The organism is Bradyrhizobium sp. 154, from assembly GCF_023073875.1.
In the GTDB taxonomy this organism is placed as follows: Bacteria; Pseudomonadota; Alphaproteobacteria; order Rhizobiales; family Xanthobacteraceae; genus Bradyrhizobium.
The window spans coordinates 109,087-129,274 of the sequence record NZ_JADPKG010000114.1 but is presented as its reverse complement, the minus strand read 5'-3'; the positions used below and the strand labels follow the sequence as shown (position 1 = coordinate 129,274).

24 protein-coding genes and 1 pseudogene are annotated in these 20,188 nt (G+C 64.7%); 12 read left to right on the top strand and 13 right to left on the bottom strand.

From position 1 onward, the window contains the following. Positions 1 to 90 precede the first annotated feature (90 nt). Positions 91 to 1,218 (bottom strand): adenylate/guanylate cyclase domain-containing protein, encoded by a 1,128-nt coding sequence (locus IVA92_RS30730; RefSeq protein ID WP_247449190.1) that lies wholly within the window; start codon positions 1,216 to 1,218, stop codon positions 91 to 93. A gap of 619 nt (positions 1,219 to 1,837) precedes the next feature. Then, complete coding sequence (locus IVA92_RS30725) at positions 1,838 to 2,086, bottom strand: hypothetical protein (RefSeq protein ID WP_247277308.1); 249 nt, start codon at positions 2,084 to 2,086, stop codon at positions 1,838 to 1,840. Positions 2,087 to 2,287: 201 nt separating this feature from the next. Between IVA92_RS30725 and IVA92_RS30720 the strand changes: the two genes are divergently transcribed. Further along, entirely contained in the window at positions 2,288 to 2,752 is a 465-nt protein-coding gene (locus IVA92_RS30720; RefSeq protein WP_247277307.1) for a cupin domain-containing protein, read from the top strand. A gap of 5 nt (positions 2,753 to 2,757) precedes the next feature. On the opposite strand, the gene IVA92_RS30715 is transcribed toward IVA92_RS30720, so the two are convergent. Beyond that, on the bottom strand, positions 2,758 to 3,720 hold the full coding sequence (locus IVA92_RS30715; RefSeq protein ID WP_247277306.1) for an alpha/beta hydrolase: 963 nt from the start codon (positions 3,718 to 3,720) through the stop codon (positions 2,758 to 2,760). A gap of 184 nt (positions 3,721 to 3,904) precedes the next feature. Here IVA92_RS30715 and IVA92_RS36160 point away from each other — a divergent pair. The 3 genes and pseudogenes from IVA92_RS36160 to IVA92_RS30700 form a co-directional block, all read left to right on the top strand. Then, positions 3,905 to 4,175 (top strand): annotated as a pseudogene (locus IVA92_RS36160) (nitroreductase family protein); the annotation flags it as partial. A gap of 177 nt (positions 4,176 to 4,352) precedes the next feature. Next, the gene (locus tag IVA92_RS30705) at positions 4,353 to 4,511 is read left to right on the top strand and encodes a hypothetical protein (protein WP_247277304.1); all 159 of its coding nucleotides are present in this window, start codon (positions 4,353 to 4,355) and stop codon (positions 4,509 to 4,511) included. A gap of 122 nt (positions 4,512 to 4,633) precedes the next feature. Beyond that, positions 4,634 to 5,224, top strand: coding sequence for an NADPH-dependent FMN reductase (locus tag IVA92_RS30700; RefSeq protein WP_247277303.1), 591 nt, complete (start codon positions 4,634 to 4,636; stop codon positions 5,222 to 5,224). Between the two features lie 6 nt (positions 5,225 to 5,230). On the opposite strand, the gene IVA92_RS30695 is transcribed toward IVA92_RS30700, so the two are convergent. Together IVA92_RS30695 and IVA92_RS30690 are read right to left on the bottom strand one after the other, a co-directional pair. Beyond that, positions 5,231 to 7,312, bottom strand: a complete 2,082-nt coding sequence (locus tag IVA92_RS30695) for a methyl-accepting chemotaxis protein (protein ID WP_247277302.1) — start codon at positions 7,310 to 7,312, stop codon at positions 5,231 to 5,233. 93 nt (positions 7,313 to 7,405) lie between these two features. Continuing rightward, entirely contained in the window at positions 7,406 to 7,846 is a 441-nt protein-coding gene (locus IVA92_RS30690; protein ID WP_247277301.1) for a DUF1810 domain-containing protein, read from the bottom strand. Between the two features lie 212 nt (positions 7,847 to 8,058). On the opposite strand from IVA92_RS30690, the gene IVA92_RS30685 reads away from it, so the two are divergent. The 3 genes from IVA92_RS30685 (at position 8,059) to IVA92_RS30675 (ending at position 10,530) form a co-directional block, all read left to right on the top strand. After that, positions 8,059 to 9,009, top strand: a complete 951-nt coding sequence (locus IVA92_RS30685; RefSeq protein ID WP_247277316.1) for a DUF2778 domain-containing protein — start codon at positions 8,059 to 8,061, stop codon at positions 9,007 to 9,009. A 66-nt stretch (positions 9,010 to 9,075) separates the two neighbouring features. Beyond that, entirely contained in the window at positions 9,076 to 9,333 is a 258-nt protein-coding gene (locus IVA92_RS30680; protein ID WP_247277300.1) for a hypothetical protein, read from the top strand. A gap of 105 nt (positions 9,334 to 9,438) precedes the next feature. Further along, on the top strand, positions 9,439 to 10,530 hold the full coding sequence (locus IVA92_RS30675) for a substrate-binding domain-containing protein (RefSeq protein WP_247277299.1): 1,092 nt from the start codon (positions 9,439 to 9,441) through the stop codon (positions 10,528 to 10,530). A gap of 122 nt (positions 10,531 to 10,652) precedes the next feature. Here IVA92_RS30675 and IVA92_RS30670 read toward each other — a convergent pair whose 3' ends face one another. The 6 genes from IVA92_RS30670 to IVA92_RS30645 form a co-directional block, all read right to left on the bottom strand. Further along, positions 10,653 to 11,435, bottom strand: coding sequence for an ABC transporter ATP-binding protein (locus IVA92_RS30670; RefSeq protein WP_247277298.1), 783 nt, complete (start codon positions 11,433 to 11,435; stop codon positions 10,653 to 10,655). Beyond that, positions 11,423 to 12,478 (bottom strand): dihydrodipicolinate synthase family protein, encoded by a 1,056-nt coding sequence (locus tag IVA92_RS30665; protein ID WP_247277297.1) that lies wholly within the window; start codon positions 12,476 to 12,478, stop codon positions 11,423 to 11,425. The genes IVA92_RS30670 and IVA92_RS30665 overlap by 13 nt, the downstream gene beginning before the upstream one ends. Positions 12,479 to 12,484: 6 nt before the next feature. Further along, on the bottom strand, positions 12,485 to 13,306 hold the full coding sequence (locus tag IVA92_RS30660; RefSeq protein WP_247277296.1) for a GNAT family N-acetyltransferase: 822 nt from the start codon (positions 13,304 to 13,306) through the stop codon (positions 12,485 to 12,487). After that, positions 13,293 to 14,330, bottom strand: a complete 1,038-nt coding sequence (locus IVA92_RS30655) for an NAD(P)-dependent oxidoreductase (protein ID WP_247277295.1) — start codon at positions 14,328 to 14,330, stop codon at positions 13,293 to 13,295. The genes IVA92_RS30660 and IVA92_RS30655 overlap by 14 nt, the downstream gene beginning before the upstream one ends. A 26-nt stretch (positions 14,331 to 14,356) precedes the next feature. Continuing rightward, the gene (locus IVA92_RS30650; RefSeq protein ID WP_247277294.1) at positions 14,357 to 15,127 is read right to left on the bottom strand and encodes an ABC transporter permease; all 771 of its coding nucleotides are present in this window, start codon (positions 15,125 to 15,127) and stop codon (positions 14,357 to 14,359) included. Between the two features lie 81 nt (positions 15,128 to 15,208). After that, the gene (locus IVA92_RS30645; RefSeq protein WP_249797067.1) at positions 15,209 to 15,856 is read right to left on the bottom strand and encodes a TetR/AcrR family transcriptional regulator; all 648 of its coding nucleotides are present in this window, start codon (positions 15,854 to 15,856) and stop codon (positions 15,209 to 15,211) included. Between the two features lie 100 nt (positions 15,857 to 15,956). On the opposite strand from IVA92_RS30645, the gene IVA92_RS30640 reads away from it, so the two are divergent. From IVA92_RS30640 to IVA92_RS30620, 5 genes are all read left to right on the top strand, one after another. Beyond that, entirely contained in the window at positions 15,957 to 16,973 is a 1,017-nt protein-coding gene (locus IVA92_RS30640) for an ABC transporter substrate-binding protein (protein ID WP_247277292.1), read from the top strand. A 265-nt stretch (positions 16,974 to 17,238) separates the two neighbouring features. Then, positions 17,239 to 17,937 (top strand): septum site-determining protein MinC, encoded by a 699-nt coding sequence (gene minC, locus IVA92_RS30635; RefSeq protein WP_247277291.1) that lies wholly within the window; start codon positions 17,239 to 17,241, stop codon positions 17,935 to 17,937. A 19-nt stretch (positions 17,938 to 17,956) separates the two neighbouring features. Further along, positions 17,957 to 18,772 (top strand): septum site-determining protein MinD, encoded by an 816-nt coding sequence (minD, locus tag IVA92_RS30630; protein WP_247277290.1) that lies wholly within the window; start codon positions 17,957 to 17,959, stop codon positions 18,770 to 18,772. Continuing rightward, on the top strand, positions 18,769 to 19,053 hold the full coding sequence (gene minE / locus IVA92_RS30625; RefSeq protein WP_247277289.1) for a cell division topological specificity factor MinE: 285 nt from the start codon (positions 18,769 to 18,771) through the stop codon (positions 19,051 to 19,053). The genes minD and minE overlap by 4 nt, the downstream gene beginning before the upstream one ends. Before the next feature lie 172 nt (positions 19,054 to 19,225). Further along, on the top strand, positions 19,226 to 19,411 hold the full coding sequence (locus tag IVA92_RS30620) for a hypothetical protein (RefSeq protein ID WP_247277288.1): 186 nt from the start codon (positions 19,226 to 19,228) through the stop codon (positions 19,409 to 19,411). Positions 19,412 to 19,431: 20 nt separating this feature from the next. Here the strand turns inward: IVA92_RS30620 and IVA92_RS30615 are convergent, their stop codons facing one another. After that, positions 19,432 to 19,680, bottom strand: a complete 249-nt coding sequence (locus tag IVA92_RS30615) for a hypothetical protein (RefSeq protein WP_247277287.1) — start codon at positions 19,678 to 19,680, stop codon at positions 19,432 to 19,434. Between the two features lie 113 nt (positions 19,681 to 19,793). After that, positions 19,794 to 20,186 carry a hypothetical protein gene (locus IVA92_RS30610; protein WP_247277286.1) on the bottom strand — a complete coding sequence of 131 codons (393 nt, stop codon included), beginning with the start codon at positions 20,184 to 20,186 and terminating at the stop codon, positions 19,794 to 19,796. Positions 20,187 to 20,188: the final 2 nt, after the last annotated feature.

The following is a 20,188-nucleotide window of genomic DNA, read 5'->3' as shown; positions in this document are numbered from 1 at the left end:
CGGCTCGGCGGTTATCTCGCCCGCGCCAGCGATCCGCCACCCGGCAATACCGTCATGTGGCGCGGGCTGTCACGCCTCACCGACATAGCGCTAGGTGTCATGGTCGGAGGAGAATTTGTGGGTAATTGAAAGGTTGTCCGAACGCTTACGAAGTGCGCGCTTCAGCTCTGCTTCGCGCACCTGGGGAGCGATGCTCCACACGATCCGCGTTGCGATGCGGCTTTGAAACTCGAAGAGTTCGGAGACGTCGCCGTCATAGCGATCTGCCCACAGCATGATGCCCGCTTCGATGTCCTTCAATTCCACCCCAATGCGGATCTGCTTGTCGGCTCGGCGAATGCTGCCGCTCAGGACGTATCGGACGCCGAGCTCTTGGCCGACCTTTTGGCTGTCGATCGGTCCATTGCGATAGGGCAGGGTTGACATGCTTGAAATGACGAACAGCCCACGCAGGTTCTGAAGCGCCACGACGATCTCGCCGGCGATCCCGTCGCCGGAGTAGTCGTCATCCGCATTCCCTCCCTGCGTACGAAACGGCAGCACCGCGATATAGGGCACCTTGGCCTGCCGGCTCGCCCTGCGGCCACCGCTCGACGGCAATCGCTCGACTTCTGGCAATACGAGAGAATAAGCGTGGACCGGACGCGCAAGGTGCTTGAGCCGGAGGGGGCCCAGGTCTTCGACAGGCACGTCGAGGCGGTCCTTAATCTGCTGGAACATCTCGTCGGAAAGCACCACGCCTCCAGCGGGCGCGGACTGCTCGAGCCTCACCGCTATGTTGACGCCCTTGCCGAAGATGTCCTCGGATTCAACGATGGTTTGCGCAACATTGAGGCCCATCCGAAAATGTATCTTGCGATCGTATCCTTCGCGGCTCTGCGCTGCAGCGATCTCGTGCTGCAGGGCGATCGCACAGCGCGCGGCATCGAGGGAGGAATCGAACGAGGCGAGAAATCCGTCGCCGGTATTCTTCACGATCCTGCCGCGGAAGGAGACAATGCACGGATTGACCACGCCAAAACGAAGCGCTCGCAGGCGGACGTGTGTGGCCTCCTCCGCAAGCTCGGTAAGGCGAGCATAGCCCACGACGTCGGCTGCCAGAATAGCGAGGACGCGCTTGGTCGGCGGCGCGCCGGCAACATCGATATCGGGATGGTTCACCGCAATGGCCCCGCTACCTCGCAGAATGGGGAGGAGGATAGCAGAACGTGAGGCCATTGATAGCATAGCCGAACGCCTTCCGGTTGAATCAAGTCAAAGGCTGACTTCCAGTTGCCCCGCGGCCAGGGCGTCTGCAACGAGCGTTGCGATATCGTTGCGACCTGCCCAGTTCAGCGTTGGTGAAGTTGGACCCGCTTCAGGCGAAATGGATCGCAGTCATTGCATCGACCGCAAACGTTGCTTGCTCGCGCGAGTGATACCGGCAACAGATGCCATCGCGTGTGAATTGCCATGACGAGATGTTATTCGAGCACCACCTCCGTGTACGGCTGGATCTTACACGAGGAGTGCAAGAGCGGGCTGTGAACCAAATCACAGCGCGAACCTGCAAATTACAATCACTTGCCTGCTGGTTGTATTCAAACGATCTGCACGATTCGTGCTAGGCGTTTGGGCGAGGCGTTCGATGATCGGTTCAGCCGGGATTGACGGTCGCGGACCGGCGAGCGCGCAGGACCGGTCTCGTGTCGCGGAGGCGGCGCGTCGCCACGCAATTCGTCGTCCAAGCGCCAGGACGCACCGCTCCTCCGCCGCGCGTCGCTATGGGCGATGTTCGTACCGCTCGGGAAGCTGCGCTGTCCGGGCCACGAAAGGCCAGAAGTGGCGCACCTTATGCTTACGCGCCGACCTCGCACTTCTTCATAAAACTGTTCTTGGCGGCGCCGGCGAGCGGCTTGCCGTCGGAGCCGACGGCCTTGGGTGCGCAGGCGTCGGCCTTGCACTTTTTCAGGAACGAGGTCTTGGCGGCGCCGGCCAGCGGCTTGCCGTCCTTGCCGACCGCCTTGCTCTCGCAGGTGTCCTCGGCGAAGGCCGAACCCGCTGCAAAGGTGGCAACGACCGCCGCGAGCAAAATCCGCTTCATCATGGATGTCTCCCTAAGCCAGAATGGCGGGAGGATTGGAGCCGGGAATCATGGCGCAATCAAGCGGGATGAGCGGGCGTCGTCCGGTCGGCCCTGCCGATTTTTTGGGCGCGACCGGCAAAGGCCTCCACTTGTTGCACTGCTCGCTGACCGGGCGGGGCGATCCTGCTAGCTTCGAGCGGTCGAGAGAGAGGGAGCATCGTGATGGACGCCGTGAGCCCCGAAGACCAGGCAGCCGCGGATCGGCATTCTCATCTGGTTCGTCCCCAAGACATGGACTGGCAAAAGACACGGTTTCCAGGCTGCGAAGCCAAGACGCTGCTGTTCGACCGCGGCAGCGGCCTGATGACCGCCTTGATGCGCTTTGCCCCGGGATCGGTGCTGCCCGATCATGAGCATGTCGGCATCGAGCAGAGCTACGTCATCGAAGGCGCGCTCGTCGACAAGGAGGGACCGGCCAAGGGGATCGTCTGCAAAGCCGGCGAATTCATCTGGCGCGAGGCGGGCAGCCGGCACGCCGCGTGGTGCCCCGAGGGCGCCCTGATCCTGGCGATCTTCCAGGTGCCGAACAAGTTCTTCGAAGCCGACGGCCGCGTCGTCGACGCCGCCGGCCAGGATTGGGACGAAACCTGGGGGCACACTGGCGCGCAGCGGGCGCGGAGCATCTAGCGCTCTCAGACGCCGCGCATGAGCAGGGCCTTGAAGTCGGCGCGTGCACGCTGCGCCTCGGCGCGCGCGACGTCCGAGGCATCGCCCATGCCGAAATAGCCATGGATCAGGCCGGGGCCCTCATGGTGCTTGACGCGGACGCCGGCCGCCTCCAGTGCCCGCGCATAGGCCGCGCCCTCGTCGCGCAGGGGATCGAACCAGGCGGTGGTCACGACCGCGGGTGCGACACCGGCGAGAGATGCCGCGCGCAGGGGTGAGACCCGCCAGTCCGAAGCATGGCGGGGATCGGCGAGATAATGGCCGCAAAACCATTCCATCGTGGCACGCGTCAGGAAGTAACCATCGGCATTCTCGGCGCGCGAGGGATAGCGCGCGTTCTCGCGCGCATCGGCATAAGCGCCGAGGACGTCGGTTACGGGATAGACCAATAATTGCGCGGCAAGCTTGATGCCGGCATCGCGGCAAGCGATCGCGATGGTCGCCGCGAGATTGCCGCCGGCGCTGTCGCCGGCTACGCCGACGCGCTTCGCATCGCCGCCAAATTCCGCGACGCGGTTGAAGATGTCACTGACGGCGGCGAAGGCATCCTCGAAGGCGCCGGGGAAGCGCGTCTCGGGCGGGCGGCGATAGTCGACGGAGACGACGACCGCGCCGGTCTCGATCGCGAGGTTGCGCGCCTGCCGGTCATGGGTTTCGAGATCGCCGGCAACCCAGCCGCCGCCATGGAAGAACACCACCGTCGGTGCAGGCGTGGAGCCGACCCGATAGACGCGTGCATCGAGCGGGCCAGCGCCGCCTTTCACCTTGATATCCTGCACGCTATCGACGCGCGGTGGCGGAATGGCCGCGCGCGAGGCAGCCAGTGCGCGCAAGGAATCGCGGGCGCTCTGTGGCGTCATCGTGGTGGGATCGCGCATCGGCATGAGCGGAATGATCTGGGCGATGACGGGATCTAGCGGCGCGGCCATGGCGTATCTCCTCGCGGGGTTCTTGGTCTTGCTTGCGGGTCAGCATAGATTTTGCGCGCCGCATCGGCAACCGGCGCTGCAACGCAGGTAGAACGGGCAGGGAGGTTCAAGAGGTGGAATTCGAAACGTTGGTGCAGTCGCGCCGCAGCGTGCGTGGCTTCAAGAAGGAGCCGGTGCCGCGCGCGATCCCGGCGCGGTCTGCCATTTCGATCTCGGTGCGCTCTGCTACGGCATCGTGCTCGCGGCGTGGGATCGCGGCCTCGGTTCGGTGATCAACGGACAGGGCATCATGCGCTCGGACATCGTGCGCGAGGACGCGAATATTCCGGAGGACGAGGTGATCATGACCCTGCGTCGCGCTGGGCTATTCCGACGACAGCTTTGCCGCGAATGCAGTTCGCTCGGACCGCGAACATAACGACGAGTTCGTGCGCTACGTGGGTTTTGCCGAATAGCACGACGTGAAGGAGATTATTCTCCGGCGGAAATTTTTGGCGCGGAGTCGTTAGCGGCCTCTTGCAATCTCGAAGGTGCGGGAGGAACAATATGCAGACTGAGAGGTTTGTTGCTGGCGCGAGGGAATTCACATGCGGCGGCTGGCTAGCCTGGTTCGACGGTTATTTGGTCCGCGAATGCGGCGCCCGATCGATGACGATCCAAGTCTTCCTTTCACATCCGAGGAGCTCGGCCGGCTGATCCGCAGTGGCAAGCACGAGGACATGAAGCTGCTGGCCGACGGCCTGGCCTGCCGGTCCATTCCGCACCGCGCCAGATATCGCGCGACGCACTGAAGCGCCGCGACGCTCGAGCATCGCGACGCTCAAGTACCGCGACACTCAAGTACCGCGACACTCCAGCGCCGCGACAAAGAGAATCTCTGCGCGCCCCGGCGACATGCTAGGATGCGGCCATCATGAGCAATCGCATCCTCGTCCTCTACGGTTCCTATCGTTCCGAGCGCATGGGCATCCGCCTTGCGAATTTCGTCATCAATCGTCTGCGCGGCCGCGGCCAGGAGGTCGAATTCATCGACGCCAAGACGATCGGCCTGCCGATGCTGGACCGCATGTACAAGGAATATCCCAAAGGCACCGCGCCGGAGGCGCTGGAAAGGCTGGCCGGACAGATCCGCGGCGCCGATGGTTTTGTTTTTGTCACCGGCGAATACAATTGGGGCATCCAGCCCGGCCTGAAGAACCTCACCGACCATTTCCTCGAAGAATGGTTCTGGCGTCCGGCCGCGATCGTGAGCTACTCGGCCGGCCGGCTCTCGGGCGCGCGCGCCGCGACCGCCTGGCACGGCACGCTGTCGGAGATGGGCATGGTGGTGGTGTCGAGCACGATCGGCGTCGGCCCGATCGCGCAGACGCTGTCGGACGACGGAGAGCCGATCGGCGACGGCGGCAAGGCGCTGGAACGCTCGTTCCCGCGCTTTGCCGACGATCTTGCGTGGTGGATCGAGGCGGCCAAAGCGCAGCGGGCGCGCACGGCGCCGCCTTATTGAGACGTCTTACGCCGCCCTGACCTCGCCAAGGAAGCGGTCGAACTGTCCGGCGAGATCGCGCGATTGGGTCGAGAGCTGCTCGGCGGCGCCCAGCACCTCCCGGGCGGCGGCTCCCGAGTCATCCGCGGCGCGTTGCACGCCGGAGATGTTGCTGTTGACTTCCTGGGTGCCGCGGGCGGCCTCCTGGACGCTGCGGGCGATTTCCTTGGTGGCTGAGCCCTGCTCCTCGATCGCGGCGGCAATCGCAGCGCCAATCTGGTCGATCTCGGCGATGACGTCGGCGACGTTGCGGATCGCGGCCACGGTCTCGTCGCTCGCGCTCTGGATCGCGGTGATCTGCTCGGAGATTTCGGTGGTGGCCTTGGCGGTCTGGCCCGCCAGCGACTTCACTTCGGAAGCAACCACCGCAAAGCCGCGGCCGGCATCGCCGGCGCGGGCGGCCTCGATGGTCGCGTTCAGCGCCAGCAGGTTGGTCTGCTCGGCGATGCTCTGGATCAGCGTGACGACGTCGCCGATCTTCTGCGCGCCTTCGGCGAGCGTGCGCGCGGTATCGCCGGTGCGGCGGGCATTGTCGACGGCGCGGGCGGCGATCTCGGTGGATTGCGCGACCTGACGGCCGATCTCCGCGATCGAGGAGGTCAGCTCCTCGGTGGCGCTGGCAACCGTCTGCACGTTGGTCGAGGTCTGTTCGGAGGCGGCGGCGACGATTGCGGCCTGGCTGTTGGTCTGGGCCGCGGTCGAGGTCATCGACTGCGCCGTGCTTTCCATCGTCGCGGAGGCCCGGGACAGACCGCCGACCAGCTCGGTGACCTTGGCCTCGAAGGCGCGGGTGAGGTCGTCGAGCGCCTGGGCACGGCGCATCTTGCCGTCGTTCTCGGCCTGCTTCTCGGCGGCGAGCCGGTCGGCCCGGATCATGTTGTCCTTGAACACCTGAACCGCCGCGGCCATCGCGCCGATCTCGTCGGAGCGCTCGGCACCGGGGATGCCGTCGGCAACCTCGCCATCCGCAAGCCGTGACATCCGCGTCGTCAGGCTGACGATTGGGGCGCAGACGCGGCGGCGAACCACCACAATGAGGCCGACGCTGGCGATCAGCACGGCAAGGAGGCCGACGAGGGCGACGGTGAAGCTGGTGCGTGCGGCCGAGGAGGCGCCGGCAAGGATCTGCTCGGCATTATCATAAAAGGCGTCGCGAACATCGATGATGGTGCCGAGACCGCGCTGCGTGGCGGCGTAATAGGTGTCCACGTCGTGTTCGTACTTGCCGCTGACCGCACCGTCCTTCACCAGCTTGAGCTCGCGGCCGAACTCCTCGACATAGACCGCGTTGAACTTCTCCAGCGCAGCGGCGACGTTCGCCGGAGTCGCCGGATTGCCGCGCAGTTCCTGTAGCGTCATCACGATCTGATCGTTGCGGCCCTGCGAGCGGCTGATCTCGGCCTTCTCGGCGTCGGTCGCCGGTTTCTTGCCGCCGATGAGATTCTTGTGCAGGCTGGAATTGAAGCCCCCGACGTCGCGCAGCGTCATGGCGATGTTGGCGTAGCTGGCCTGCCGGTAGGCGTCGCCGTTGAGAATCGCCATGCGGCGGACCTGCTCGTTGAGCAGCGCGGTCACGCCGCTGTTGAGCACGGCATTGTCGGCGACGATCTTCTTGGCCGCGTCCTTGCGGGCCTCTGCGGGCCCTGCGAGCGCCTTGTCGATGGCCTCCCGCAGCGCCGTGAATTTCGCATTGATGCCGTCGATGTTGCTGCCGATGATGTTGCCGTCGTCGAAGGAGCCGGGCAGCTCCTTGCGCAGCGCGTTCATCCTGTCGCGGGCACCGTCGGTCTGCTTGCGCAGCTTGTCCTGTTCGGCGAGCAGCGCAGGGTCGATCGTGGCGGGGCCGTAGAGGATGTTGGTGGAAAAGCCGCGCTCGGGGTTGAGATAGCGCGGGATGTCGCTGGCCGCGCGGACGATCGCCAGGCGGCCTTGCGCCTCGCCGATCCGCTCCATCGTCTGATATTTGGTCACGGCGACGTAGACGGCGAGGCCGCCGCCGACGGTCGAGAGCGAGACGATGGCGGTGGTCAGGAGCGTACCGATTTTCATGATCTGTCCGGCAATTGGCGCGGGGAGAATTATTTTGCTCGGAAGATAGGCAGCCGGTATTAATCTCGGGTTTACGCTGCCGCTCGTGTCAACTCAGCCGGATGCTCGATCGAGCTTCGCCAGGATCTCCAGCGTGGCGCGGTCGCGCTCGCCGGCGAAGTAGCGGGCGAGGGCCTGATCGAAAACGGGCTCATCGGAAACCGCACCGAACAGCGTCATCGACGAGCGGAATTTCGTATCATCCGGCGCGCCCAGGATCGCGTTGATGGTCCGCCCCTGAACGGCGAGCACGAGCCTGGTACATTCGATCAGGCGCCCCCCGAGGACGGGATGGGCGAGATAGGCCTGGGCCTCCGCGCGGGAGCCGATCGCGTAGCGCTGCGACATGGCGCTGACGCCGAGGCCGGCGACCTGCGGGAAGATGAACCACATCCAGTGAGTCTGCTTCCGGCCCCGGGCCAGCTCGCCCTGCACGTCGCGATAGACCGGGTCCTGGGCCCGGATAAAGCGCTCGAGATCGAAAGGATCGGTCATTGGATACCTTGGGAAAGCCCTGCCGGACCCGTTGCCAGCCCTTGCCGGCCGCGATTATGCCTAACTTTTGGCTCCCAATGTGGTAGCTGGTATAGAGTCTCCGGGTGGGGGTTGGGCACCCCCGGGGTCGATTTGGGGATCTGATGGTTTCCGACGCAGCACATGCCGGGAGGCTGTTGTCGCGCCGCCGTGTCGGGCGAGCCGAAGCGATTTTGCTGTCTCTGGCAGCGATCGCGCTGGCGCTTGGCGCCGCCGCGTGGGTCGCGGATATGGGCGATTCGTCTCCACTGGTCTCCGCCGCGTTGCCGCCGGCCAATGCCCCTTCATTCGAGGATCGCTTCGCTTCGGCCTCCGGTAATCCGCCGGCCCGCGAACTCGGCTTCCGGACGCTGGAGCGCTCCGCCCTGAACGCGGTCCAGCTCAAGCTTCGCGATGCCAAGGCCATGCTGGCTGAGAGGCTCCAGGGCGACGACTGGCGCTCGATCCTGACCGAAGAGGATCGGCCTGCGGCCGAGGAGGCGAGGCCCTCGCAGCGCGCCGACACCATCCCGATGCCGCGCTCGCGCCCGGTCCAGGCCGATCTCGCCTCCCAGATCGCATCCAGCCAAGCGTATGCCGACACTGGTTCACGGGTCGATAACCGCAATTTCTTCGAAAAATTCACCGACAAGATCAAGCTGGCCTCGCTGACGCCCGACAGCGGCCTGTTCGGCAAGGCGCCCGATCTTGCGGCCCTCGGCTACGATTCGCGGACAGCGGTCTATGACATCTCGGCCAAGGCGGTTTACCTGCCAAGCGGCGTGGCGCTCGAGGCCCATTCCGGCTTAGGCCCGCTGATGGACAACCCCGACCATGTCGATCGGCGCATGGTCGGCGCGACGCCGCCGGCAACCTACGAGCTGAAGCCGCGCGAAAAGCCGTTCCATGGCGTCCGCGCGCTGCGCATGACGCCGGTCGAAGGCACCAACGCGCTTGGGCGCGTCGGCCTGCTCACCCACAATTACATGCTCGGACCGCGCGGCGATTCCAACGGTTGCGTCTCGATCAAGGACTATGACCGTTTCATCAAGGCCTACGACAATGGCGAGTTCAACCGTCTGGTCGTGGTGCCGAGCCTGCGCGGGTCTGCGACCGCCTCGCAGCGCGCGAGCACTGATTCCTGATACTTGCGTGCCGCGGCGGGGCTGCCGTTTCCCCTTCGTTAAGTCGTCCTCGTCCAGAAGCAGCCCATGAGTGATCCATCAAACTCCGAGACCCCGCTGCGGACGACGTTCAAGATCAAGCTGAACGGTGACACGCTGGCGATTGCGACCGTCGGCCAGGCCTATCAGTTCCTGACCAATTTCAAGTCTGTGGAATGGATGGAATTCCGCTCCCTGCATGAGGATGCTGTCGAGGCGCTGGAGGGCGCTGCCGGTAACGCCATGTTGGCAGTGCAGGCAACCAACGCCGTGCGCGCGCTGTTCGTCAGTGCGAAGCTGCTCTGAGGGGCTCACAGTCCCGCAGGTCCCATGGACCCCAGCGCAATTCGAGGACGGACATCGTGGCCGAACGCCGATATGCTTGAGATTTAATTTTAGGGAGAGACCCCAATGAAACGCCGTACATTCCTCAAGGGCGGCGCAGTCGCCGGCGCGACGACTCTGGTTGCGGCCCCTGCGCTCGCGCAAGGCGCGCCCGAGATCAAATGGCGCCTAACCTCGAGCTTCCCGAAGTCGCTCGACACCATCTACGGTACGGCGCAGACGTTCGCGAAATACGTCGCGGAAGCGACCGACAATAAATTCCAGATCCAGACCTTCGCCGCCGGCGAGCTCGTGCCCGGCCTGCAGGCGCTCGATGCCGTCAGCACCGCCTCGGTGGAGATGGCGCAGACGCCGCTCTATTTCTACATCGGCAAGGAGCCGGCGCTGGCCTATGCCACCGGCGCGCCGTTCGGCATGAACCATCGCCACCAGGAATCATGGTGGCACTTCGGCGGCGGCGCCGACCTCACCAACGAAGCGCTCAAACCCTTCAAGGCCCACGCCATCCTCTGCGGCAATTCCGGCACCCAGATGGGCGGCTGGTTCCGCAAGGAGATCAAGACCGTCGACGACCTCAAAGGACTCAAATTCCGCATCGCGGGCATGGGCGGCCATGTGCTGGCGCGGCTCGGCGTCGTCCCGCAACAGATCGCCGGTGGCGATGTCTATCCGGCCCTCGAGAAGGGCACGATCGATGCCGCCGAATTCGTCGGTCCCTATGACGACGAGAAGCTCGGTTTCCAGAAGGTCGCCAAATACTATTATTTCCCGGGCTGGTGGGAAGGCGGAGCCATGCTGCACATGATCGTCAACGATGAGAAATGGGCCTCGCTGCCCAAGCAATATCAGGCGATCGTCAACCAGGCGGGATCTGCGGCCGGCGCCTGGATGCTCGAGAAGTACGACAGCGTGAATCCGGCGGCGCTGAAGCGGCTGATCGCCAACGGCGCGGAGCTGAGGGCATTCCCGCAGCCGGTGCTGGAGGCCTGCTACAACGCGACTCATGATCATCTGAACGAGCTCGCCGCCAAGAGCGATCTGTTCAGGCGGACGAAGGACAGCCACGACGCCTATATGAAGGAGCTGCTGTTCTACACGCAGATCGCGGAGAACTTCTACGACAATTATCTGCTCAGCAAGACACGCAACAAGAGCTGAGCGCGCAGCTCTCATAGGGTGGGCAAAGGCGCATTTGCGCCGTGCCCGCCATACCTTGCTCCACTTTGCCAGGGTGGGCACGCTTTCGCTCTGCCCACCCTGGAGAATTTTCGTGTGGCGAGCTACGCCGCGCCCAGCCCCAGCTTCGCATAGATCCTTCGCGCATAGACGCCGAACGCATCCGTGGTTTTCAGCGGCAGGTCGCGCGGGAAGGGCAGGTCGATCGGGAAATAATCGGCCATCTTCGCCGGACCCGCCGTCAGCACGGCGCAGTGCGAGGACAGGAAGACGGCTTCCTGGATCGAGTGCGTGACGAAGATGATGGTCTTGCCGCTCTCACGCCAGATCCGCAGCATCTCGAGATTCATCTGCTCGCGCGTCAGCGCATCCAGCGCACCGAACGGCTCGTCCATCAGGATCAGCTTTGGATCGTGAATGAAGGCGCGCGCGATCGCGGTGCGCTGCTGCATACCGCCGGAGAGCTGCTGCGGATATTTGTGCTCGTAGCCGGCAAGCCCGACCAGATTGAGCAGATCGTGCGCCCGCGCGCGCGCGGCCTTCATCGGCAGCCCGACGATCTCGGCCGGCAGCAGCACGTTGTCCAGAATGGTGCGCCACTTCAAGAGCAGCGCCTGCTGGAACACCATGCCGATGTCGCGGGTCGGATCGAACGGGCTCTTGGCGTTGCCGATTGTCACTGTGCCGCCGTCGGCGCCGTGCAGCCCGGCCAGGATCTTCATCACCGTGGTCTTGCCGCAGCCGGAAGGGCCGACCAGCGAGACCAGCTCACCTTCCTGCACGTCCATGGTGACGTCGGAGACTGCCAGGAATTCGGCGCCGCCGCTGCGGTAGACTTTCCGGACGCCGCGCAGGCTGATGAAGGGCTCGGAGCTCATGCCAGCCATTTGTTCAGGTGGGCGGCGACGAAGGCATCGTCGTTGAGATCGGCGTGCTCGCGACAGACGCGGTCGATCTCCTGCTTCTGGCCGGGGCTGAGGCCCTCGTTCGGATCGAGGCACCACAGGCCCTGCATCAGGCCCTGACGCCGCAGCACCTCGTGGCAGCCGGCGATGCAGCCGTGAAAGTTGTTGGCGACGTCGAAGAACGCGCTGTTGCAGTCGGTGACGCGGGCATCGAGCGCGAGCAGGTCGGCCGGAACGCTGTCCTTGTGCCGCGCGGCCTTGCAGCGCTCGAAGAGTTGTATGGCGCTCGCGGTCCACACCGACCAATGGCCGAGCAGGCCGCCCTTGAAGTAGGTTCGCGTGGTGATGCCCTTGTCGCGCAGGTCGAATGGCAGGGTGAGGTCGAGCAGGATGTGGTCGTCATTGCCGGTGTAGAGCGCGACGCGGTCGAGTGCGGCTGCGGCTGCGACACCGCGGAGCACGTCGAGAGTCCTATAGCGGTTAAACGGCGCGATCTTGATCGCGATGACATTGTCGATCGAGGCGAAGCGCTGCCAGAACTGGCTGGACAGGATGACACCGCCCACGGCCGGCTGGAGGTAGAAGCCGACCAGCGGGATCTCCGCGGCCACGGCCGTGCAATGCGCGATGATGTCATCCTCGGAGGCGCTCTTCATCGCGGCGAGGCTGAGCAGGCCGGCGTGATAGCCGATGTCGCGTGCGGTGCGGGCCTCGGCGGTTGCCTGGCTGGTTGGGCCGACAAGGCCTGCGACCATCGCCAATGGACGCTTGGTCCAGCTCGCGGCTGTCTCGGCGGCGAGCTCGAGCACGGGACGGTAAAGGCCGACGTCGCGGATCGCGAACTGCGTCGTGTGCACGCCGACAGCAAGGCCGCCTGCGCCGGCATCGACGTAATAGCGCGTCAGCGCGCGCTGATGCGTCTTGTCGAGCTGGCGCTCGGCGGTGAGGGCGAGGGGATGCGCCGGCAGCACGGTGCCCTCGGCGATCAGCTTGCGGATGTCGCTGTTGATCTGGCTGTGGTGCATGATGTCCTATCCGAATTCGGGGCCGGCGACGGCGAATGGCGTTTCTTCGGCGGCGGCGGTGGGTGGGCCGAACCGCATGCGCTGAAACGGCCGCTCGATGGTCCAGCCCGAGGCGGTCAATCCGTCGAGGAACGCGGGTTGCGAGGCGACAGCGTCGAGCAGGAGCGGGCCATTCTCGGATCCCGCAATCACGCGAACCAGAGCCAGCGCTTCGACGGCATGATCCGCGAACAGGGGGCCGATATGGCGCGCGGTTCTGCCATCGCGGACGAGCGCAATGCTGCTATTGGCTGCGACGATACGCGACCCGGCGCGCTGTGCGAGGGCGGTCAGCAGAGCGGTCCGGTCGAAACCTGTGGCGCGCTGGTCGCGGGCACAAAGCGCCTCGAGCGTTGCGGCCGACGGCGCCTCCGCAGATGCCGGCGTAGGTTTCATCAGCTTCAGCCGCCGCAATTGCAGGGTCGGTGTGAAGCCGAGGCGCCCGTAGACGGCGGCTCCGTCGGGCGTCGCATCGAGCCAGCTCGTGAGACCGTTCTTGCGCGCCGCTTCCAGGCAGGCATCGACGAGGCGTGTCGCCAGACCACGGCGGCGATGCGTTGCCGACACCAGCACCATGCTGATCCAGGCGTTGTTGTCGGAATACGGCAGCAGTGCTGCGGTCGCCACCAGTCGCGCGCCCTCGCGGATGCCGAACACGACACCATCGCGCAGGAAAACGAGCCAATCCTCTTCGGTCTGGTTCCAGTGCGCTTCCGTCGACAGCGCCAGCCCGGCGTTCGCATCGGCGACGCCGAGCTTGATGACGGACAGACCGTCAGTAGCGTCCATCGCGCACCTCGTATTTGGTGGGCTTGCCGAGCGTCGGCATGGCGCGAGAGACCCAGTCCGCGGTCCAGGCGATCAATTGCTCGGTGTCGACGACGGGCAAACCGAACAACTCGACCGCTTTCGACGTGTCGGTCAGCCATGCCGTCGGCTCTTCCTTGCCTGTCAGCACCGGTGCGCGGCCGAACCTCGCACCGAACTTCTGCGCGAGATCGCGCACCGCGAGGATCTCGTGGCCGCTGACATTGATCGGGGAGGTCGGTGTCGTGCAATGGGCGAGGCAGCGCAGCGCCTGGGCGGACGCATCGCCCTGCCAGATGAAGTTGACGTGGCCGAGGCTGACGTCGATTGGCGTGCCCGTCAGCACTTTCATGGCGATGTCGTGCAACACGCCATAGCGCATGTCGATCGCGTAGTTGAGGCGGAACAGGCGGCCCGGTGTTCCGAATTTGCGCGAGAAATATTCGAACATGCGCTCGCGTCCGACGCAGGACTGGGCATACTCGCCGGGCGGGTTCGGCGCCATGTCCTCGGTCGAGCCCTTACCGTCGACGGGGACAAAAGGATAGATGCAGCCGGTCGAGAACGCCACGATCCGGGACGCGGGGAAGGCCTGCGCGACCAGGGCCGGCACATGCGCGTTCATCGCCCAGGTCAGCGACAGATCGCCCTCCGCGCCGAACTTGCGGCCGGCCATGAAGATGATGTTGGGCGCCTTCGGCAGCGCGTGAATGGCGCTTTCGTCCATCAAATCGCAATTGATCGTCTCGATGCCGCGCGCGTGCAGCCAGTCCTTGACGCTGGCGTCGCTGAAGCGCGCGACACCGATGACGCGGCGATCCGGCGCGGCAGCTTTTGCGAGCCCCGCCAGCGTCGGGCCCATCTTGCCGGCGACGCCAAGGATCATGATGTCGCCCTCGACCTTCCCGAGGTCGTCGATCAGTGCCTGCGTCGGCCGGCACAGGAGCTCGTCGAGCGCGGCGACGTCAGGGATGGTCTTCGGCAGGGTCTGGCGGGTGAGCAACATGGATTTGGTCCTTAGTTCTGCCGTTGTCAGGTCCGTGTCGCGTCGCCAACCACGAACATGCGTTCGAGGGCGAGCACCAGGCCGTAGAGAGCGACCCCGAGCAGCGTCAGCAGCACGACGGCCATCACCATCGCGGGCGTGTCGAGCGACGATTGCACCTGGATCATGAGGTAGCCCAGCCCGCGCTCGGAGGCGATGAACTCGCCGACGATGGCGCCGGCCACCGCGAGGATGGCGCCGACCTTCATGCCGGAAAAGATGTAAGGCAGCGATCCCGGCAACTGGATCTTGCGGAACAGCGTCCAGCGCGAGCCGCGCAACGATTTGACGAGATCGAGCAGATCGGGCTCGACCTCGCGCAGGCCGCGCGCAGTGGTGAGCAGGATCGGAAAGAAGCAGATGCTGAAGGCGATCAAAATGTTCGGCACGATGCCGTAGGAGAACCAGACGATGAAGAGCGGGCCGAGCGCGACCTTCGGGATCATGTTCAGCGTCACGAACAGCGGCAGCAGCGCGAGGCTGAGCAGCGGCGCCCAGCTGAAGATCACGGCCAGCGCGACACCGACGAAGGCGCCAAGCGCGAAGCCGCCGAGGATCTCGATCAACGTCACCAGCGTGTTGGCACCCCAGGCATAGCCTGTGGTTGCCAGCGTCTGCACGGTGGCAAGCGGCGAGGGCAGGATGAATTTCGGCACGTGGAAAGCATCCACCGCGACCTGCCAGAGCACGAGCACAGCAAGATGCACGATCAGGATGATCGCAAAGCTGCGCGAGGTGCGGGCCGCGTCTCCTGTCACCGATTGCTCCCTGTTGCGACGGTCACTTGCCGTTACGACGAGCCTAACCGGCCTTGAGCGAAGTTTCAACCAGCTGGTTGATTAAGGCCGCAACGACTGCAGCACCAAATCGGCGACGTGCCTGCGGCGGGCGCGGCGCTGGGTGCGGCTCGACAGGTCCTTACCGAAGATCGCCGACAGCGTCGGCGTGTTGGAGAAGAAGAAATAGCTGAGGCCCGCAATCGAGATATAGAGCTGAACGGGATCGATCCCCTTGCGGAACACGCCGGCGCGCACCCCCTCGTTGAGGATGTGGGAGACGCTTCTCACCAGCGGGGAGTGCATCGCCTCCAGCCGCGTCGAGCCGCGGACGTGGCGAGCGCCGCCGCGGTTCTCGTCGTTCAGAAGCACGATGAAATCGGGGTTTGCCGCTAGATGGTCGAACGAGGCTTCGATCAGCCTGCGGATGGCCTTTTCCGGCGGCAGGCCTTCGAGCTTGAGCTTGCGCTCCTGCTCGCGGATGTCCTCATAGACCCATTCGAGCACGGCGAGGTAGAGCGCGTCCTTGTCGCCGAAATAGTGATAGACGAGTTGCTTGTTTACGCCGGCACGCTCGGCGATCTCGTCGACGCGGGCCCCCGCAAAGCCGTGCCGGGCGAATTCCAGCCGCGCCGCGGTGAGCAGCTTGTTGCGGGTGGCGACGGGATCACGGCGCTGCGGCACGGTGTCGCCAGATCGTTTTGCAGGCATTTCCAACCAAATAGTTGACAAGTTGAGGGCGGGCTTGTTGCATTGGTATCCTCACATGGGGAGAGCGACAAGCCGGGTCGCGGCAATGAGGAGAGGTGCGATGAAGCATTTGCAGGCGGCGGGCTCTGCCCTGGTCTTGGCGCTGACGCTCGCTCTGTGGGCGATGCCTGCGCGCGCGGGCGAGGCGGTCAATCTGATCCTGAACTGGACGCCGACGGCCGATCACTCGCCGTATTATTACGCCAAGGCTCAAGGCTGGTACGAGAAGGCGGGCATCGACCTGACGATCGAGACCGGCAAAGGCTCCGGCGTCTCCGCGGCCAAGGTCGGCTCCGGCGGCTCGCCGTTCGGCGTCGCCGATCTCGCCACCATGCTGGTGGCCAAGAGCAAGGGCGCTGACACGGTTGCGGTGATGAGCGTCTATGCCAATACCGGCCAGACCTTCTACTGGCTGAAGAGCTATGGCGTGAACGGCGTGAAGGACTTTGCCGGGCACAAGATCGGCAACCCGCCTGGCGATGCCTCGCGCGTGATGTGGCCGGCCTTCGCCAAGGCCGCAGGTCTTGCGCCAGATTCAGTCGGCTTCGTCAATGTCGGGCCGACCGCGAAGATCGCGGCGCTGAAGAGCCACACCGTCGACATCATCAGCGACTTCTACAACGAGCACGATCTGAAAGTGATCGAGTTCGGACCCGATCTCGGCTACATCAACTGGAAGGACATCGGGCTCAATCCTTATGGCAATTCGCTGATCGTCAACGGCGCTTATCTGCAGAAGAATCCCAAGGTGGTCGAGGAATTCGTGCGCGTCACGCAGAAGGCCTTTGCAGCTTGCGTCGCCGACGTCACGCCATGCCTGAAGGCGCTGCTCGATCAGGTCTCCGGTCTCGACAGGGAGAACCAGGAGCGCCAGTGGGAACGCATCAAGTCCCTGATGACCGACGAATTCACGACGACGAAGTCGCTCGGCTGGATCGACGGCGAGCGGATGAAGAAAGACTACGAGTTGGTCCAAACCTATCTCGGTATGGAGAAGCCGTTCGACGTGTCGACGGCGTTCACGACCAAGATGCTCGATCCCTCCATCAAGATGGATGCAAGCAAGGTGAAGAAGTAGGGGCTGTCCCCACATGCCGCGGTCATGCCCCCGCGCAGGCGGGGCATCCAATATGCCGCGGCCTGTCTAGCACCCACAACCATCTCGGAGTACTCGATCACCTGCCGCCGCGGGTGATGACAGCGGTGGGCTGGACGAGAGCGCCCGTCGGACGCGCGGCCGCGAGCCCGATGGATTCCACGTAGCTCCGCGGAGAAATTAACCGGCCATTAACCATATCCGCCGCATCGTTAACCATTCAATAATTGGGAACGAGTCGGCCGATATGGAGGCTGCAGTAAAAACTCAACGCCAAATGGTGCGCCTGCGGGGGCGCTCCTATGTGGCCTTCGTGTTCGTGCCGACCGTTCCGATCCTGGACTGGCTCCAGGAGATCGATGCGACGATCGCCCGCTCGCCGGGCTTCTTTGCCGGTCGGCCCGTAGTGATCGACCTGTCCTCGGTCGATCTGAGCCAAGCCGGCATCGGCCATCTCTTGACCAGCCTGCAGGACCGCAACATCCGCGTGCTCGGCATTGAAGGCGTGGAGGAGGCAAGGCTGACCCCGACGATGCCACCGCTGCTGTCGGGCGGACGCAGCTGTGTGGTCGAGCCGAACGCGCCCAAGAAGACCGAGACGAAGGCCGAGACCAAGCCGACCTCGCTGCTGCTCGAGGCTCCCGTGCGCTCGGGCCAGACCGTGATCTTCCCCGAGGGCGACATCACCATTCTCGGCTCCGTCGGCTCCGGCGCCGAGGTCGTCGCCGGCGGCTCAATTCACATTTACGGCGCGTTGCGCGGCCGCGCCATGGCCGGGGTCAACGGTCACACCAGTGCGCGCATCTACTGCCAGAAGATCGAAGCCGAACTGCTTGCAATCGATGGGTTTTATCAGACTGCCGACGATATCGACGCCGCCCTGCGCGGCCAGCCTGCCCAAGCCTTTCTGCAAGGCAACACCATGCGAATTACCGCGCTGAACTGACCAGAAGGAGATTTTTGAGATGGCTAAGGTACTGGTCGTGACATCAGGCAAGGGCGGGGTCGGCAAGACCACGACCACTGCCGCACTGGGGGCCGCGCTCGCGCAGCGCGGCGACAAGGTCGTCGTCGTCGATTTCGACGTCGGCCTGCGCAATCTCGACCTCGTGATGGGCGCCGAACGCCGCGTGGTGTTCGACCTCATCAACGTAGTGCAGGGCGTAGCCAAGCTGCCCCAGGCGCTGATCAAAGACAAGCGGCTCGAGAATCTCTGGCTGCTGCCGGCCTCGCAAACCCGCGACAAGGATGCGCTGACGGAGGAGGGCGTGGGCAAGGTCATCGCCGATCTGCGCAGCCGGTTCGACTGGGTGATCTGCGATAGCCCGGCCGGCATCGAGCGCGGCGCCTCGATGGCCATGCGCTTTGCCGACGAGGCCGTGATCGTCACCAATCCGGAAGTCTCCTCGGTACGCGATTCCGATCGCATCATCGGCATGCTCGATTCCAAGACGGTGCGCGCCGAGAAGGGCGAGCGCGTCGAGAAGCACATTCTCATCACCCGCTACGATCCCTCCCGCGCCGCGCGCGGCGAGATGCTGACCATCGACGACATTCTCGAGATCCTCGCCACGCCTTTGCTCGGCATCATCCCCGAGAGCCAGGACGTGTTGCGCGCCTCGAACGTCGGTACCCCCGTGACGCTGTCGAACGCGGACGGCGCACCCGCGCGGGCCTATATCGACGCGGCGCGGCGGCTGTGCGGCGACACCGTGCCGATGCAGGTTCCGACCGAGCGCAAGGGCTTCATGGATCGTCTGCTGCGACGGAGGGCTGCATGAGCATGGGTCTGCTCCGACTTCTGCGCGGCAACAAGGCCTCGTCTGCTCCCGTCGCTCGCGAACGGTTGCAGATCCTGCTCGCGCATGAACGAGGGATACGCGGCCAACCCGATCTGCTCGGGGTGCTGCGTGAGGAAATACTCGCCGTCGTGTCCAAGCACGTCAAGCTGGACCCGACCAAGGTCATCGTTCGGCTCGAGCGCGGCGACGACGTGTCGACCCTGGAGGTCGATATCGAGGTACCCAACGATTTCGAGCGCAAGCGCGTGGCGGTCGCGTAGGGGACGCGGCCGAAGACTTTCAATTGGGGTGGGTGAAGGCGGTCCGCCGGGCATGGCGGGCCGCCTTTGTCGTGAGGTAAGCGGAACGGGTCGCACGGCGAGATCGTTGTGGGAGACCCGCGCAGCGCCGCCGAGCCGGGCGCCGCGGTTTCCTTCAAACGGGAGAGCGCCCATGATGTCCGAGCTCCAGGTCCACACCGTCGCGCGGCAGATGCTGGAACAGCATGGATTCGCTGCGATTGCGAAGGCCGCCGAGCAGGCGCAGGCCTGCGAGGGCCGCGGCGAGGCCGAAGAGGCCAAGGAATGGCGTCACATCGCCGACGCCATGAAGATCATGCGCGGTCCGCACCAGAGCTGACGACTTAAGCGCGGACGTACTCAACGCTCGCCGTGATCGGTGGCTTGCGTCGAACGTCGATTCTGCGTCTGGGGCTGCGCCCGCTCGCCTGTGGCTTTGCAGGGAAGGGGTTCCCACGAGCCGTCCGGCGCCTGCTGATAGGCAGTACAGGGCGACGAAGTGGATTTTTCCTCGCTTCTCTGGGCGTCGGAATTCTTCGCCAGCACGGGCGCAGTCAACACCGTGGCGGCCGCAATCGCGCCGGCGAAAACGAAATGGATACTCCGCATGAGGGCTCTCCGGTTCGAATTCGAAGAGGCCGCATGCTGTGGAGAATTGTGACGATTTTTGGTCGGGAGCGTCGGCTGTTGGGAGCGTGCTTAACGCTGCAACAGCCGCCTTGTCAGCCGCCCTTGCTGCGGATCAATCCGGCGAGGTTGGTCTTCTGGGCCTCGCACCAGCCGGGCATGCCGAGGCGGCGCTGGTCCATGTCGGTCGCCTGGGTGGCGACGGCGACCTCCGCCATCAAATCATCGTCCTGCTTCTCGCCCATCTTGCCGCCGGTGTGCATCCAGGCGATCGCCTTGCGCACCTTCTCGGTGGTGCCATCAGGCAGGTGCATCTGCTGCGCCTTCTGCACGAGGTCCTGATAGACGAGATCCGTGTTGGGGCACTCGACCTTGGCGGCGAAGGCCTGCAACACCATCGTCACATAGGTCGACCGCGGCGGCGCGTCGGCCGCCTGGGCCGGCACGGCCAGCAGCAACAAGCCCGTCATCAGAAAACCGGTGCGCATCC

Coding starts and splice junctions, on each gene's coding strand:
- IVA92_RS30675 (WP_247277299.1), top strand. CDS start 9,439: ATGAAACGCCGTACATTCCTCAAGGGCGGCGCAGTCGCCGGCGCGACG.
- IVA92_RS30725 (WP_247277308.1), bottom strand. CDS start 2,086: ATGATGAAGCGGATTTTGCTCGCGGCGGTCGTTGCCACCTTTGCAGCG.
- IVA92_RS30640 (WP_247277292.1), top strand. CDS start 15,957: ATGAAGCATTTGCAGGCGGCGGGCTCTGCCCTGGTCTTGGCGCTGACG.
- IVA92_RS30690 (WP_247277301.1), bottom strand. CDS start 7,846: ATGACCGATCCTTTCGATCTCGAGCGCTTTATCCGGGCCCAGGACCCG.
- IVA92_RS30610 (WP_247277286.1), bottom strand. CDS start 20,186: ATGCGCACCGGTTTTCTGATGACGGGCTTGTTGCTGCTGGCCGTGCCG.
- IVA92_RS30665 (WP_247277297.1), bottom strand. CDS start 12,478: ATGCACCACAGCCAGATCAACAGCGACATCCGCAAGCTGATCGCCGAG.
- IVA92_RS30730 (WP_247449190.1), bottom strand. CDS start 1,218: ATGGCCTCACGTTCTGCTATCCTCCTCCCCATTCTGCGAGGTAGCGGG.
- IVA92_RS30655 (WP_247277295.1), bottom strand. CDS start 14,330: ATGTTGCTCACCCGCCAGACCCTGCCGAAGACCATCCCTGACGTCGCC.
- minD (WP_247277290.1), top strand. CDS start 17,957: ATGGCTAAGGTACTGGTCGTGACATCAGGCAAGGGCGGGGTCGGCAAG.
- IVA92_RS30645 (WP_249797067.1), bottom strand. CDS start 15,856: ATGCCTGCAAAACGATCTGGCGACACCGTGCCGCAGCGCCGTGATCCC.
- minC (WP_247277291.1), top strand. CDS start 17,239: ATGGAGGCTGCAGTAAAAACTCAACGCCAAATGGTGCGCCTGCGGGGG.
- minE (WP_247277289.1), top strand. CDS start 18,769: ATGAGCATGGGTCTGCTCCGACTTCTGCGCGGCAACAAGGCCTCGTCT.
- IVA92_RS30695 (WP_247277302.1), bottom strand. CDS start 7,312: ATGAAAATCGGTACGCTCCTGACCACCGCCATCGTCTCGCTCTCGACC.
- IVA92_RS30720 (WP_247277307.1), top strand. CDS start 2,288: ATGGACGCCGTGAGCCCCGAAGACCAGGCAGCCGCGGATCGGCATTCT.
- IVA92_RS30705 (WP_247277304.1), top strand. CDS start 4,353: ATGCGGCGCCCGATCGATGACGATCCAAGTCTTCCTTTCACATCCGAG.
- IVA92_RS30700 (WP_247277303.1), top strand. CDS start 4,634: ATGAGCAATCGCATCCTCGTCCTCTACGGTTCCTATCGTTCCGAGCGC.
- IVA92_RS30615 (WP_247277287.1), bottom strand. CDS start 19,680: ATGCGGAGTATCCATTTCGTTTTCGCCGGCGCGATTGCGGCCGCCACG.
- IVA92_RS30715 (WP_247277306.1), bottom strand. CDS start 3,720: ATGGCCGCGCCGCTAGATCCCGTCATCGCCCAGATCATTCCGCTCATG.
- IVA92_RS30620 (WP_247277288.1), top strand. CDS start 19,226: ATGATGTCCGAGCTCCAGGTCCACACCGTCGCGCGGCAGATGCTGGAA.
- IVA92_RS30670 (WP_247277298.1), bottom strand. CDS start 11,435: ATGGCTGGCATGAGCTCCGAGCCCTTCATCAGCCTGCGCGGCGTCCGG.
- IVA92_RS30660 (WP_247277296.1), bottom strand. CDS start 13,306: ATGGACGCTACTGACGGTCTGTCCGTCATCAAGCTCGGCGTCGCCGAT.
- IVA92_RS30680 (WP_247277300.1), top strand. CDS start 9,076: ATGAGTGATCCATCAAACTCCGAGACCCCGCTGCGGACGACGTTCAAG.